Below are 13975 nucleotides of genomic sequence, written 5' to 3'. Positions count from 1 at the left end.
ACGTAGCGATTTGCCCGCGCAGACATTTGTGCAGCGTTTCCTTAGCGGCTCACACCTGGCCGTATCGTCCGGCCTCCTCGCCCAGCCAGCGCCGAATCAGCGGCCGGCTCGCCTCGGGATGGCGGGCCAGCAGGGCCTCGGCCAGCGGCGCGACCCGTTCGAGCAGGTCGGCGTCGCGCTCCAGGTCGGCGATCTTCATCTGGGCGAGGCCCGTCTGACGGGTGCCGAGCACCTCGCCGGGGCCGCGCAGCTCCAGGTCCTTCTCGGCGATGCGAAAGCCGTCGGTGGTCTCGCGCATCACCGCCAGGCGTTCCCGCGAGTGGGCCGACAGCGGCCCATGGTAGAGCAGCACGCAGAAGCTCTCGCTGGAGCCGCGGCCGACCCGTCCGCGCAGCTGGTGCAGCTGCGACAGCCCCAGGCGCTCCGGGTTCTCGATGATCATCAGGCTGGCGTTGGGCACGTCGACGCCGACTTCGATCACCGTGGTGGCCACCAGCAGATCGAGCTCGCCGCTCTTGAAGGCATCCATCACCGCCGCCTTCTCGATCGGCTTCATGCGCCCGTGGACCAGGCCGATGGCCAGCTCCGGCAGCGCCTCGGTGAGTTCGTCGCGGGTCGCCTCGGCGGCCTGACACTGCAGCGCGTCCGACTCCTCGATCAAGGTGCAGACCCAATAGGCCTGGCGCCCCTCGGCGCAGGCGTGACGAATACGCGCCACCACCTCGGGGCGGCGTTCGTCGGGCACCACCACCGTCTTCACCGGCGTGCGCCCGGGGGGCAGTTCGTCGATGATCGAGACGTCGAGGTCGGCGTAGGCGCTCATCGCCAGGGTGCGCGGAATCGGCGTGGCGGTCATCACCAGCTGATGTGGCGTCAGCCCGCCGGCCTCGCCCTTCTCGCGCAGCGCCAGGCGCTGGTGCACGCCGAAGCGGTGCTGCTCGTCGACGATGGCCAGGCCCAGGCGCTTGAAGTGCACGTCGCCCTGGAACAGCGCGTGAGTGCCCACCACCATCTGCGCGCGGCCGTCGAGGATGGCGGCCTTGGTGTCGAGCCGCGTCTTGCCCTTGAGCTTGCCAGCCAGCCACGCCACCTCGATGCCGAGCGGCGCGAACCACGCCTTGAGCGTGCGGTAGTGCTGCTCGGCCAGGATCTCGGTGGGCGCCATCATGGCCGCCTGGCAGTCGCCGGCAATCGCTGCCAGTGCCGCCATGGCGGCCACTACCGTCTTGCCCGAGCCGACGTCGCCCTGCACCAGCCGCAGCATGGGCACCTCGCGGGCCAGATCCGCCCCGATCTCGTCGAGCACACGGCGCTGGGCGCCGGTCAGCGAGAAGGGGAGATGAGTCAGAAAGCGCGCCTGCAGGCTGCGCCCGCTGGGCAGCGCCGGGGCGCCGTCCTCCTGAATCTTCAGGCGCACCTGCTGCAGGCTCAGGCGATGGGCCAGCAGCTCCTCCAGGGCCAGGCGCCGCGTGGCCGGGTGCTTGCCGCTGGAGAGGCGTTCCGGATCGGCGTCGGGGGGCGGCTGATGCAGCGTCTGCAGGCAGTGGTGCAGCTCGGGCAGGCCGAAGCGGGTGCGCAGCTCTTCGCCGATCCAGTCGGGCAGCGCCTCGGGGGCCTCGTCCAGCCGCGCCAGCGCCTGTTCGATCAGTGAGCGCAGGCGCGCCTGATTGAGGCCTTCGGTGGTGGGGTAGATCGGCGTCAGGTGGTCTTCCACCGGCGGCGCGTCGGCGCTGAGCAGGCGGTATTCGGGATGGTAGATCTCGAGCCCGGTGGCACCGGCACGCGCCTCGCCGAAGCAGCGTACCCGGGTGCCGGGGCGGAACTGCTGCTGCTGCGCCGGGGAGAAGTGGAAGAAGCGCAGGCTGATGATGCCGGAGCCGTCGCGCAGCCGTACCAGCAGGCTGCGGCGGCGCCCTTTCACCACATCGCTGGCCGAAACCTCTCCCACCACCACCGCTTCGTGCCCTGCTCTCAGCGTGCCGATCGGCGTGATGCGGGTACGGTCCTGATAGCGCAGCGGCAGATGAAACAGCAGGTCGGCCACGCTCTCGATGCGCAGGCGGGCCAGCTTGACCGCTACCGCTTCCCCGACGCCCTTCAGGGAGGTGACTGGCGCATCCAGCGCATTGACGTCGGCGCTCATGCGGGCTCGGGGAGCGCCTCGTGACACAGCTGGATGGCGTCGGTCACCGCGTCGATGGCCTTGGGACGCGGAAAGCTGGCGCGCCAGGCGATCGCCACGGTGCGCGATGGCGCCGGCGACTTGAACGGCCGGCTGGTGAGCAGCCCGCTTTCGTAGTGGCCGGTGCCGATGGCCGAGCGCGGCAGCACGGTGATGCCCAGCTTCGAGGCGACCATGTGACGGATCGTCTCCAGCGAGCCGCCTTCGGCGGTCAGGGTGTTGCTGGGGCTGTTGAGCTGCTGGCTGATGGCGGGGCAGGCCTCGAGAATCTGATCGCGGAAGCAGTGACCTTCGCCCAGCAGCAGCAGACGCTCCTTGAGCAGGTCCTCCTTCTCGATGAACTCGCGCTGGCTCCAAGGGTGATCGGCCGGGATCAGTACCTCGAACTCCTCTTCGTAGAGGGGCTTGGTCACCACATCGGTTTCGGTGAACGGCAGCGCGATGATGATCGCATCGAGCTCACCGCTGCGCAGCTTGCGCCGCAGGCTGGCGGTGAAGCCCTCCTCGATGTAGAGCGGCATCTGCGGGGCGCTGCGGGTCAGGGCCGGCACCAGGTGCGGGAACAGGTAGGGGCCAATGGTGTAGATGGCCCCGATGCGCAGCGGGCTTGCCAGCTGATCCTTGCCGGCATTGGCCAGCTCCTTGATCACGCTGCTCTGCTCCAGCACGCGCTGGGCCTGCTCGACGATCTTCTCGCCCAGCGGCGTGACCTGCACGGTGGACTTGGAGCGTTCGAACAGTGCCACGCCTAGCTCTTCCTCGAGCTTCTTCACCGCCACCGACAGGGTGGGCTGGGAAACGAAGCAGCGCTCGGCCGCTCTGCCGAAGTGACGCTCTTGCGCCAAGGTTACGATGTACCGAAGTTCTGTTAGAGTCATGACTGGTGCCCTTTGGGCATCCTCTCGGACGATAGATGACTTTCAATAGGGACTTTTTATCAGGGGGCGAGAGAAAGGTGAAGAAAACCACACTGATTCTAGGCTGTGGCGACATCGGAATGGTGCTGGGCAGGGAGCTGCTGGCGGCCGGTCATCGTGTGATCGGGGCCCGCCGCAGCGCCAAGGCGCTGGAGGGCAGCGGTATCGAGCCGCTACCGCTCGACCTGAACGACGAAGGGGCGCTGGCCGCGCTGCCCGACGCCGATTACGTGGTCTACATCCTCAGTGCCGACCGTTTCGACGAGGCTGCCTACCGGGCCGCCTATCTCGATGGCCTCAAGGCCGTGCTGCAGGTCTATGAAGGGCGCGACCAGGCGCCCAAGCGCCTGTTCTTCGTTTCGTCCACCAGCGTCTACGGCCAGAAGGAGGGTGAGCGGGTCGACGAGGAGACCCCGGCCGAATCGGCGGGCTTTGCCGGCGCGCTGATGCGCGAGGCCGAGCAGGCCCTGTGGGCGAGCCCCTTGCCGGGTACCACGGTGCGCTTCTCGGGCATCTACGGACCGGGTCGGGACCGCCTGATCCGGCAGGTGCTGGAGGGCCGCATCGCGCCGGAAACGCCGCCGATGTACTCCAACCGCATCCATCGCGACGATTGCGCAGGCGTCCTGGCCCACCTGATCGGCCTGGAGGCACAAGGCGAGTCGCTGGAGGAACTCTATCTGGCCAGCGACTGTGCGCCGGAGCCGCTGCACGAGGTCATGGCGTGGTTGGCCGGCCAGCTCAAGGTGGAGCCCACCGAGGTGATCCAGGCACCGCTGCGCAAGCGCTCCAGCAAGCGCTGCGACAACACCCGCCTGCGCGAAACGGGCTATGTGTTCCGCTATCCCAGCTATCGGGAAGGCTATGCCCAGGTCATGAAGGAGGGCGGCTTCCTGCCCGAGCCGGTCTGAGTCCGCTCGTCATTGCGGTACGCCAACGCGGGCCCAAGTGCCTGCGTTGGCGTTACCGATTCCAGGTCCGGTTTGCTTGGTCGGACACCTGCAGGGGTATCGAGCCGGGCTGAATCTGAGCTAGAGCGGCAGGCGATAGCCCATGGCCAGCACCTCGAAGCCCTGATTGGGCGAGCGGATACCGCCGTTCGAGTAATGGGTCAGGCTCAGTGCGACCTCGCCGGGCCCCAGTGGCCCGCCCAGCGCCAGGCGATCCTGGAACTGGAAGGCGCTGCCGAGCTCGCGCGACTCGTGGCGCGATTCGAGAAACAGTGCCATGCCGATGCCGCCTTCAACGAACACACCGCGCTGCTCACCGAAGGTCCAGCGCAGCGCCGGGGTGGCCAGCCAGGCCGCGTTGTGATTGCCCTCGCGGCCCTGCAGCAGCAGCAGACCGGTGGCCAGACGCAGACTGAGCGCTGACGGCAGGAATTCGAGTTCGGGACGCGTATCGAGCTCGATACGGGCGGCGGCGGCCGATTCGCTGGTCATGCCGGCGTCGAGATAGAGGTCGGCCAGCCCGGCAGAGCTGCCTAGCAGTGCCAAGCCGGCCAGCAGCCCGGCGGCGAGGTTCTTCCTACGTTTCACAGTGTTCCCCTTTTTCTTGTGTGCCAATCTGGTGTTGGCTTGTCCGGCGCCTCTTCATCCTTGCAGCATCAATGCTGAGTTGCGGCCAGAGAGCGATAGTGCGCGCCCCGCTGATCGACGACCGAGTGAAGCAGCTCCACCCGTTCATAAGACCATGTCAGATCGACGGCGGGAAGCCCGTTCAGATCGAGCGAGGCGGCGCGGCGCAGCAGGGTGACGTGAGGCGTGAAGCCGCCGGGGCGAATACCGAACCCGCGTGCTTCGAGCGCGTCCCACAGCTGGCCCTGCAGCCGTGCCAGGCCGTGGTCGGTTTGCCGGCCGCCTACCCAGACGATGCCGGGGCGCCGGAAGCAGCCCCAGCCGTCGAGGCGCCACTCGCCGGGTTCGGTGGCCAGGCCCTGGACCCACTCGACGAGCTCGGCGGCCTTGGCCTCCTGCACCTCGCCGAGAAAGGCCAGCGTCAGGTGCAGGCTAGGGTCGGGCATGCGCCTTCCGCCGCAGCGGGCATGGGCGATATCCGCCAGCGCGCCGAGCCGCTCGCGCAGCTCGGGTGGCGGATTCAGTGCCAGGAAGAGCCTCACGGCTCTTTAATCACCAATTACCATGACTGCTTCCGCCTCGAACTGCGCCCCCTTGGGCAGCGCCTTGACGCCCACCGCGGCGCGGGCGGGGTAGGGCTTGTCGAAGAACTCCTCCATCACCTTGTTGACCACCGCGAAATTGCCCAGGTCGACCAGGTAGAGGTTGAGCTTGACGATCTCGCCCAGCGAGCCGGCGGCCTCTTCGCACACGGCCTTGAGGTTGATGAAGACCTGGCGGGCCTGGGCTTCGAAGTCGTCGGAGACGAGCTCCATGGTGGCCGGGTCGAGGGGAATCTGACCGGACAGATAGACGGTGTTGCCGGCCTTGATGGCCTGGGAGTAGGGGCCAATGGCGGCGGGGGCCTTATCGGTATTGATCACGGCCTTGTTGCTCATGATGCGCTCCTCTTGGTGTCCATGTACTGCATGGCAAGGGTCAATGAAAAGCCCGTTCGCCGCCGGCGCGGCGAACGGGCCGAAACGGGTTCAATTGCCGACGCGGGTGATCTTGCCGACGTGGGACAGGTTGCGAATGCGTTTGATGATGCGGGCCAGGTGCACGCGGTCGCGTACTGCCAGGGTCAGGTGCACGATGGAGAGCCGCGCGTCGCGCTCCTCGATGCCGATACGCTCGATGTTGGCGTCGGCGTCGGTGACCAGGCTGGCGAGCTCGGCCACCAGCCCGCGGCGGCTCTCGATCTCGATGCGCAGGGCCACCGGGAAGTCCTCGCTGATCTCCTCGGACCACTCCAGGGCGAACAGCTTGTCCGGGTCGCTCTTCAATTCGTCGAGATTGCGGCACTCGGTGCGGTGCACCACGATGCCCTTGCCCACCGACAGATGGCCCACCACCGGATCGCCGGGCAGCGGGTGGCAGCAGCGGGCGAACTTGATCACCATGCCCTCGCCGCCGCTGATGACGATGGGGCCCTGGGCGGCCAGCCCACGCTCGCCGGCCTCGGCCATGTCGCCGCGCAGCAGATCGATCAGGCGCCGGGCCACCACGTGGGCCACCCGCGTGCCGAGACCGATCGACTCCAGCAGGCTCTCCTCGTCCTTGAGCGACAGCTCCGTCAGCAGCTCCGGCAGTACGCTCTCCGGCAGCTCCTCCAGGCTGGTCTCGAAATCCGCCAGGGCCTTGTTGAGCAGCCGTCGGCCGAGCTGAACCGCCTCGGTCTGCTGCTGGTGCTTGAGGGCGTGACGGATCGCCGAGCGCGCCTTGGCGGTGACCACGAAGTTGAGCCAGGCCAGGTTGGGACGCGCCCCCGGGGCGGTGATGATCTCCAGCGTCTGTCCGCTCTCCAGGCGGGTCGAGAGCGGCGCCAGGTGGCGGTCGATGCGGCAGGCGATGCAGCTATTGCCGATGTCGGTGTGCACGGCGTAGGCGAAGTCGATCACCGTGGCGCCCTGGGGCAGCTCCATGATGTCGCCGCGGGGCGTGAACACGTAGATGTCGTCGGGGAACAGGTCGTTCTTGACGTGTTCAATGAACTCCAGCGAGTCGCCGGCGTGACGCTGCATCTCGAGCAGCCCCTTGACCCACTCCCGGGCCCGGGCATGGCTGCCCTCGGCGATGGGGTGATCGGTCTGGCCGGCCTTGTAGAGCCAGTGGGCGGCGATGCCGTTGTTGGCCATGGCCTCCATCTCGCGGGTGCGGATCTGCACCTCGATGGGCATGCCGCCGCTGCCGAACAGGGTGGTGTGCAGGCTCTGGTAGCCATTGGCCTTGGGGATGGCGATGTAATCCTTGAAGCGCCCCGGCACCGGTTTGTAGAGGTTGTGCACCACGCCGAGGATCCGGTAGCAGCTGTCGACGTCCTCGGTGATGATGCGAAAGCCGAACACGTCCATGATCTCGGCGAACGGCTTGCGCTGGTCGCGCATCTTCTTGTAGATCGACAGCAGGTGCTTCTGGCGGCCCACCACGGTGCCGGCCAGCCCTTCGTCGTCGAGGCTCTTCTGCAGCGTGCTCTGGATCTGGCGGATCGCCGAACGGCGATGGCCGCGGGCGCTGGAGACGGCGCGCTTGATGCGCTCGGCGCGCATCGGGTGCAGCGCCTGGAAGGAGAGATCCTCGAGCTCCACGCGGATGGTATTGATGCCCAGGCGGCTGGCGATGCGGGCGTAGATCTCCAGCGTCTCGCGGGCGATGCGGCGCTTCTTCTCCGGGCGCAGGGCACCCAGGGTGCGCATGTTGTGCAGGCGGTCGGCGAGCTTGACGATGATGACGCGGATGTCCTTGGACATCGCCAGCACCATCTTCTGGAAGTTCTCGGCCTGGGCGACGGCCTTGTCCTCGAAGGTGATCTGGGTCAGCTTCGAGACGCCGTCGACCAGCTCCGCCACCGGCTTGCCGAACTGCTCGGCGAGAGCCTCCTTGGAAACCCCGGTGTCCTCGATCACGTCGTGCAGCATGGCCGACATCAGACTCTGATGGTCCATGTGCATGTTGGCGAGGATGTTGGCCACCGCCAGCGGATGGGTGACGTAGGGTTCGCCGGAGCGCCGGCGCTGGCCGTCGTGGGCCTGCTCGGCATAGTAGAAGGCGCGCTTGACCTGCTGGATCTCGTCGGGAGGAAGATAGCCGCCGAGTCTGTCGGCCAGGTCGTCGATGGTGAACATTAGCGCGCCTTGAGTGACAGCTTACTCCTCGAGAGCGATACCCGGCTCGCCTTCGCGGCGAATTCTCACCGGTGCCTCGATCGGCTCGTCTAGCACGGTATGGTCGACGAGCCCGGCGGCGATCTCGCGCAGCGCCATCACGGTGGGCTTGTCGTTCTCCCAGGGCAGCTGGGCATCGCGCGAGCCGCGCGACAGCTGGCGAGCGCGCTGGGTGGAGATCATCACCAGCTTGAAGCGGTTTTCGACGTTTTCCAGACAATCTTCGACGGTGACACGCGCCATATAGGGTACTTCCCGAAAACTGTGGTGGGCCCACGGCAGCGGCCGGAGGACCGAAATGGAACAGGACAGACTAGATTACTCGACGTTCGGCTACCCTGACAAGCGGCTGCGGGCCAGGACAGGCGCTCCGCGGCTAGGACAACAGCGCATCCAGCAGCGGGCCGTGGCTCTCCTTCACCCGCGCCAGGCTCAGCCGCCGGCTGATCACCAGTGACTGCAGCTCGCGCAGGGCGGTGGTGAAGTCGTCGTTGATCACCAGGTAGTCGTATTCGTCGTAGTGCGACATCTCGCTGACCGCATCGCGCATGCGGCGGGCGATGGTGGCGTGCTCGTCGGTGCCGCGGTTGGCCAGGCGCCGCTCCAGCTCGTCGCGGGAAGGCGGCAGGATGAAGATCGACACCGCATCGGTCATCTGCTCGCGGACCTGGCGGGCGCCCTGCCAGTCGATCTCGAGAATCACGTCCTGGCCGGCTTCGAGCAGGGCTTCCACCGCGGGCCGCGAGGTGCCGTAGAAGTTGTCGAACACCCGGGCGTACTCGAAGAATTCGCCCCGCGCGATCATCGCCTCGAACTCGTCCACCGTCACGAAGTGGTAGTTGACGCCGTCCACCTCGCCACGGCGCTGGCCCCGGGTGGTATGCGACACCGAGACCTGGATGCCGTCGAGGCTCTCGATCAGCTCGCGTACCAGTGTGGTCTTGCCGGCCCCGGAGGGGGCGGAAACGATGAAAAGCGTACCTTGAGACATGAGCGTGCGTCCCTGATGTGGCGACGAGTGATGGAGCGACTGCAGGAAAAGGCGAAGTATCTCATGAATTCCAGGTGCGCTGCAGGGGCAGACCGTCTTCACCGGCGAGACTACGCCAAAATGCCTCTCGACACCGCTCTTCCGGCCCGGTGGACATCAGCTTGTCACAAAGGCTGAGTATGGTACGTGACAACGTCACTTAGGCTCACGGCGCGTCATGTCGCCGAGAGGTGGGGTCATGCTGCAGCGGGGTAGAGGCCATGCCGGAAGAGCAGAGCACCATGGTGGAGATAGAGGCGCAGCGAAGTCAGGAGGTGATAGCGGCAGCGCTTCCCGAGCCTTTGGCGCCTGCCACCGAAACACCTGACGAAACGCCGCTGCGGATCAATCACACCCGTACCGGGGTGCGGGCCAAGCCGACCTCTGTCACATCCGAACTCGACCTGAAGTCTCCCAGCCTCTACTTCAATCGCGAGCTGTCGACCCTGCAGTTTCATATCCGCGTGCTCGAGCAGGCGCTGGACATGTCGCATCCGCTGGTCAATCGGTTGATGTTCCTGCTCATCTTCTCTTCCAATCTGGATGAGTTTTTCGAGATTCGCGTGGCGGGCATCAAGCGGCATATTGCCCTGCATCCCGACGAGGTGGGGAGCGACGGCATGCGACCCACGGAGCTGCTCGACGAGATTTCTCGCATAGTGCATGAGCAGGTGGAACGACAGTACCGCATTCTCAACGAGACGCTGATTCCTGAGCTCGCCCGGCAGAACATCTTCTTCCTGCGCCGCGAGAGCTGGACCGCATCCCAGCGGGAGTGGGTCAGGGAATATTTCGACGAAGAGATCATGCCGGTGATCAGTCCGATCGGGCTCGACCCCTCCCACCCTTTTCCTCGCCTGGTCAACAAGAGCCTGAACTTCATCGTCGAGCTGGAGGGCCAGGATGCATTCGGTCGCGAGGGCGGGCTGGCGATCCTGCCCGCCCCGCGACCGTTGCCGCGCCTGATCCGCTTGCCCGCGCACCTGAGTCGTCCGGGCTGCGATGAGTTCGTCTTTCTTTCCTCCATGGTCCATGCCCATGCCGAGGAGCTGTTCCCCGGCATGAAGATCATCGGCTGCTATCAGTTCCGCCTGACCCGCAACGCCGACTTCTCGGTGGATACGGAGGAGATCTCCGATCTCGCCTCGGCCCTCAAGGGTGAACTGCTGGCGCGACGCTATGGCGACGGCGTGCGCCTGGAGGTGGTCAACGACTGCCCGGCCCATCTCACCGACTTTCTGCTCAACCAGTTCAACCTTGCGCCCCGCGACCTCTATCTGGTGGATGGCCCGGTCAACTTGAGTCGGTTGATGACACTGTTGGGAGATTTCGAGCGTCACGATCTGCTCTACAAGCCCTTCATTCCCGGGCTGCCCAAGGTGCTCAACAATCGCAAGGAAAGCCTGTTCAGCCTGATCGCTCAGGGCGACATTCTGCTCCACCACCCCTTTCAATCGTTCACGCCCATCGAGAGCCTGCTGGCCGAGGCGGCCAACGATCCTGGCGTGCTGGCCATCAAGCAGACGCTGTATCGTACCGGTGCCGATTCGGCCATCGTCAGTGCGCTGGTCGAGGCCGCTCGCAACGGCAAGGAGGTCACGGTGGTGATCGAGCTTCGCGCGCGCTTCGACGAGGCGGACAATCTGCTTCTCGCGGCCCGCCTTCAGGAAGCGGGTGCCATCGTGATTTATGGCGTGATGGCCTACAAGACCCACGCCAAGATGCTGCATATCGTGCGCCGCGAGAAGGGTGGGCTGCGTTACTACGCCCACTTGGGCACCGGCAACTATCACTCGCGCACGGCCAAGCTCTACACCGATTACAGCCTGCTGACCGCCAATGAGCGGCTGTGCGAGGATGTGCATCTGGTCTTCCAGCAGCTGTCGGGAATGGGCAAGCCCAGGGTGATCGAAACCCTGCTGCATGCGCCATTCGTGCTTCATGACCGGCTGGTGAAGATGATCGAGCGCGAGGCCAGGCACGCCGAGAAAGGCAGGAAGGCGCACCTGATCATCAAGTGCAATTCGCTGACCGAGCCCCAGCTCATCCGGGCGCTCTACCGCGCCTCGCAGGCCGGGGTGCGCTGCGACTTGATCGTACGCGGCATGTGCTGCCTGCGCCCCGGTGTGGCGGGGGTGTCGGAGAATATCCAGGTACGCTCGATCGTTGGGCGATTCCTCGAGCATACCCGTGTCTTCACCTTCCACAACGATGGCAAGCCGGAGGTGTGGGCTTCGAGTGCCGACTTCATGGAACGCAACATGTTCCAGCGCGTGGAAACCTGCTTCCCCATCCTCGACAAGAAGCTGGCACAGCAGGTACGCAAGGACCTGGAGACCTACCTGGTGGACAACTGCCAGGCCTGGGTACTGACCGCTGACGGTCGCTACGTGAAACAGGTGCCCGAAGAGGGCGTCCCGGCCATCAGCGCCCAGGAGACACTGCTCTACGCTTATGCAGCGAAGGCCTGAGTGGCTTTGTCCGTTCCGGCTGAGGCCGTAGCCACCCCCTTTGCTCTTGTCTGCTTCGGCAGGCCTCTGAAGGAAGAACTCGCCACCGATGACTCCATCGACTCATGACGAGCCTCGCCGCCTGGCGGCGATAGATCTGGGCTCCAACAGCTTCCACTTGCTGGTCGCCAACTATCAGCACGAACGTTTCCAGGTGACCGCCAAGTACGGCGAGAAGGTGCAACTGGCTGCCGGGCTCGACGATGACCTCAGGCTGAGCGACGAGGCCATGCAGCGCGCCATGGAGTGCCTGGCCCGGTTCGCGCCGTTCGTCGCCGACATCGACCCCAGGCACCTGCGTATCGTCGGTACCCAAACGCTGCGCGTGGCCAGCAACGGCCAGGAGCTGATTGCCCATGCCGAAGCCCTGCTTGGCCATGAGGTGGAGATCGTTTCCGGCCGTGAAGAGGCCCGTCTGATCTATCTGGGTGTGGCGCATTCGCTGGCCGACGTGCATGGCCGCCGCTTTATCCTCGACATCGGTGGCGGCTCGACAGAGTTCATCATCGGTGAGCGGTTCGAACCTCAGGCCCTGGAGAGCCTGGAGATGGGCTGCGTCTCCTACACCCGACGTTTCTTTGCCGAGGGCACAATCGACGAGAGTCGCTTCCGCCAGGCCGAAACCGCAGCGCTGTACGAAGTGGAGAGTATCCGCCAGCCATTCCTGCAGTTGGGCTGGTCGGATCCGGTGGGCACCAGCGGCACTATCCGCAACGTGGCGGCCATCGTCTCCGCCGAGGGGGCGAGCGTCGAGGGCATCATTCGTCGCGATGGGCTGTTTCGGTTGCGCCAGCAGTTGATCGATTGCGGCCATATCGACCAGCTCGCCCTGGTTGGGCTCAAGCCCGATCGCGCCAGAGTGTTTCCGGCGGGCGTGGCAGTGCTGTGCGCGGTTTTCGAAGCCTTCGACCTGCCGTTTCTGCGCTATTCGGACGGCGCGTTGCGCGAGGGCATACTCTACGATCTGATCGGCCGTAACACCCCGGAGGATTCGCGGCTCAAGACACTCGATGGTCTCGATCTGCGCTATGCCACCGACAGGCGCCAGGCTGGCAACGTGGCTGCAAGTGCCATGGCGGCCTTCGACCAGGTGGCCGAGGCCTGGCAGCTCGGCGACGAGCAGCGCCAGTTGCTGGCTTGGGCAGCCAGGTTGCACGAGATAGGCTTGGCCGTTTCGCATAGCCAGTTCCATCGGCATGGCGCCTACCTGCTCGAGCATTCCGACCTGCCGGGCTTCTCGCGCACGGATCAGCGCGGCCTTGCCTTCCTGGTACGGGCGCACCGGCGCAAGTTCCCCATCAAGGAACTCAAGGAGTTTCCGGCAACGGTACGCCAGCGCTATGCGCGTCTGGCGCGACTGCTGCGTCTGGCGGCGATACTCAACCACTCCCGACCTGAAACGCCGCCCGACGACGTTACCCTGGGCGTCGAGGGCGATGTTCTCCTCGTGACATTGCCCGGCGACTTGACCGGCAGCGCCCTGCTGTTAGGCGCCCTCGAGCAGGAGAGAAACCATCAGCTCGCCGCCGGCTATCGGCTCGAGATCATCCCCGGGGCACGCTGATCCCAGCCGGATCGAGCTCCTCGGCGAACAGTTCCAGGGCGTACTGGGCGGCCACGGAATTGCCGTTGTCGTCGAGGGCCGGCGACCAGGCGCAGACCGTCATCCGTCCCGGCACCACGGCGACGATGCCGCCGCCCACGCCGCTCTTCGCCGGCAGCCCGACGCGATAGGCGAAATCCCCCGCCGCGTCGTACATGCCGCAGGTCGCCATGATCGCATTGATGCGGCGCGTCAGTCCCGGCGAGACGAAGCGCTCGCCCATGGCGCGGGCTTCGCCGTCGGCCGCCAGGAAGTTCATGGCCACGGCCAGGTCGGTGCAGCTCATGGCCAGCGCACAGCAGGAGAAGTAGGTGCGCAACACCTCGTCGACGTCGTTGTCCAGGTTGCCGAAGGCCTTCATCAGATAGGCCATGGCGGCGTTGCGCGAACGGTGCTGCCACTCGGAGTCCAGCACCTCGTCGTCGATCAGGATCCTGGCGTTGCCCGCCAGCCGCCGGGCCACGTCCTGCAGGTGCTTGTCCGGGGTGGCAAAGGCGCTGACCAGGCGATCCGTGACCGCGATGGCGCCGGCATTGATGAAGGGGTTGCGCGGCTTGCCCCGTTCGGCCTCGAGCTGGGCCAGCGAGTTGAACGGCATGCCCGACGGATTGAGCCCGACCCGCTGCCACAGCGCTTCGCCGTGGGTACGCAGGGCAAGGGTGAGCAGCAGCACCTTGGCGATGCTCTGGATCGAGAAGGGCGTCTCGGCGTCCCCGGCGGCATACAGCGTGCCGTCGTTGGTGCACACGGCGATGCCGAGCCGTTCCGGGTCCTGTTCGGCCAACGCCGGGATGTAGCTGGCGACCCGGCCGCTGCCGAGCCGGGAGCGGGCCCGGGCATGGATGCTCTCCAGCCAGGCCTGCATGTCTTCCCCTTCCGGCAGGGTTCGCACGCTCTGAGCCCCAACGGCCGGCCCCGAAGCATCGGGGCCGGCCGCAGGCCGTGACAGAGGG

Annotated in this window: 12 protein-coding genes; 3 read left to right on the top strand and 9 right to left on the bottom strand. The window is 66.0% G+C overall.

The window, feature by feature from the left end:
- Positions 1-49: 49 nt before the first annotated feature.
- Both recG and C4S71_RS07765 read right to left on the bottom strand, forming a co-directional pair.
- On the bottom strand, positions 50-2230 hold the full coding sequence (gene recG, locus C4S71_RS07770) for an ATP-dependent DNA helicase RecG (RefSeq protein WP_235014268.1): 2181 nt from the start codon (positions 2228-2230) through the stop codon (positions 50-52).
- Positions 2140-3060 (bottom strand): hydrogen peroxide-inducible genes activator, encoded by a 921-nt coding sequence (locus C4S71_RS07765; RefSeq protein ID WP_086509061.1) that lies wholly within the window; start codon positions 3058-3060, stop codon positions 2140-2142. Before C4S71_RS07765 ends, recG begins: the two co-directional genes overlap by 91 nt.
- Positions 3061-3137: 77 nt before the next feature.
- Here C4S71_RS07765 and C4S71_RS07760 point away from each other — a divergent pair, with 77 nt between their 5' ends.
- Complete coding sequence (locus C4S71_RS07760; RefSeq protein WP_086509062.1) at positions 3138-4010, top strand: NAD-dependent epimerase/dehydratase family protein; 873 nt, start codon at positions 3138-3140, stop codon at positions 4008-4010.
- Between the two features lie 120 nt (positions 4011-4130).
- Here C4S71_RS07760 and C4S71_RS07755 read toward each other — a convergent pair whose 3' ends face one another.
- The 6 genes from C4S71_RS07755 to gmk form a co-directional block, all read right to left on the bottom strand.
- The gene (locus C4S71_RS07755) at positions 4131-4637 is read right to left on the bottom strand and encodes an acyloxyacyl hydrolase (RefSeq protein WP_103968760.1); all 507 of its coding nucleotides are present in this window, start codon (positions 4635-4637) and stop codon (positions 4131-4133) included.
- 68 nt (positions 4638-4705) lie between these two features.
- Positions 4706-5218, bottom strand: a complete 513-nt coding sequence (gene thpR / locus C4S71_RS07750; RefSeq protein WP_103968759.1) for an RNA 2',3'-cyclic phosphodiesterase — start codon at positions 5216-5218, stop codon at positions 4706-4708.
- Positions 5219-5224: 6 nt separating this feature from the next.
- Entirely contained in the window at positions 5225-5614 is a 390-nt protein-coding gene (locus tag C4S71_RS07745) for a RidA family protein (RefSeq protein WP_086509065.1), read from the bottom strand.
- 90 nt (positions 5615-5704) lie between these two features.
- Positions 5705-7840, bottom strand: a complete 2136-nt coding sequence (locus C4S71_RS07740) for a RelA/SpoT family protein (protein WP_086509066.1) — start codon at positions 7838-7840, stop codon at positions 5705-5707.
- Positions 7841-7861: 21 nt separating this feature from the next.
- On the bottom strand, positions 7862-8122 hold the full coding sequence (gene rpoZ, locus C4S71_RS07735; RefSeq protein WP_010625900.1) for a DNA-directed RNA polymerase subunit omega: 261 nt from the start codon (positions 8120-8122) through the stop codon (positions 7862-7864).
- Positions 8123-8255: 133 nt separating this feature from the next.
- The gene (gmk, locus tag C4S71_RS07730) at positions 8256-8870 is read right to left on the bottom strand and encodes a guanylate kinase (protein ID WP_086509067.1); all 615 of its coding nucleotides are present in this window, start codon (positions 8868-8870) and stop codon (positions 8256-8258) included.
- A gap of 260 nt (positions 8871-9130) precedes the next feature.
- Here gmk and ppk1 point away from each other — a divergent pair, with 260 nt between their 5' ends.
- Together ppk1 and C4S71_RS07720 are read left to right on the top strand one after the other, a co-directional pair.
- The gene (gene ppk1, locus C4S71_RS07725; RefSeq protein ID WP_103968758.1) at positions 9131-11380 is read left to right on the top strand and encodes a polyphosphate kinase 1; all 2250 of its coding nucleotides are present in this window, start codon (positions 9131-9133) and stop codon (positions 11378-11380) included.
- A gap of 88 nt (positions 11381-11468) precedes the next feature.
- Complete coding sequence (locus C4S71_RS07720; RefSeq protein ID WP_103968757.1) at positions 11469-12983, top strand: Ppx/GppA phosphatase family protein; 1515 nt, start codon at positions 11469-11471, stop codon at positions 12981-12983.
- On the opposite strand, the gene glsB is transcribed toward C4S71_RS07720, so the two are convergent.
- On the bottom strand, positions 12964-13887 hold the full coding sequence (gene glsB, locus C4S71_RS07715) for a glutaminase B (protein WP_103968756.1): 924 nt from the start codon (positions 13885-13887) through the stop codon (positions 12964-12966). The genes C4S71_RS07720 and glsB overlap by 20 nt on opposite strands.
- Positions 13888-13975: the final 88 nt, after the last annotated feature.

This window comes from Billgrantia desiderata, from assembly GCF_900108215.1.
Taxonomy (GTDB): Bacteria; Pseudomonadota; Gammaproteobacteria; order Pseudomonadales; family Halomonadaceae; genus Halomonas; species Halomonas desiderata.
The sequence above is the reverse complement of the archived record's forward strand: the minus strand, read 5'-3'. Positions and strand labels throughout refer to the sequence as shown.

Bases quoted from the DNA above. Each gene is read 5' to 3' on its own strand.
- C4S71_RS07720 (WP_103968757.1), top strand. From the start codon at position 11,469: ATGACTCCATCGACTCATGACGAGCCTCGCCGCCTGGCGGCGATAGAT.
- ppk1 (WP_103968758.1), top strand. From the start codon at position 9,131: ATGCCGGAAGAGCAGAGCACCATGGTGGAGATAGAGGCGCAGCGAAGT.
- rpoZ (WP_010625900.1), bottom strand. From the start codon at position 8,122: ATGGCGCGTGTCACCGTCGAAGATTGTCTGGAAAACGTCGAAAACCGC.
- glsB (WP_103968756.1), bottom strand. From the start codon at position 13,887: ATGCAGGCCTGGCTGGAGAGCATCCATGCCCGGGCCCGCTCCCGGCTC.
- C4S71_RS07740 (WP_086509066.1), bottom strand. From the start codon at position 7,840: ATGTTCACCATCGACGACCTGGCCGACAGACTCGGCGGCTATCTTCCT.
- C4S71_RS07745 (WP_086509065.1), bottom strand. From the start codon at position 5,614: ATGAGCAACAAGGCCGTGATCAATACCGATAAGGCCCCCGCCGCCATT.
- gmk (WP_086509067.1), bottom strand. From the start codon at position 8,870: ATGTCTCAAGGTACGCTTTTCATCGTTTCCGCCCCCTCCGGGGCCGGC.
- C4S71_RS07765 (WP_086509061.1), bottom strand. From the start codon at position 3,060: ATGACTCTAACAGAACTTCGGTACATCGTAACCTTGGCGCAAGAGCGT.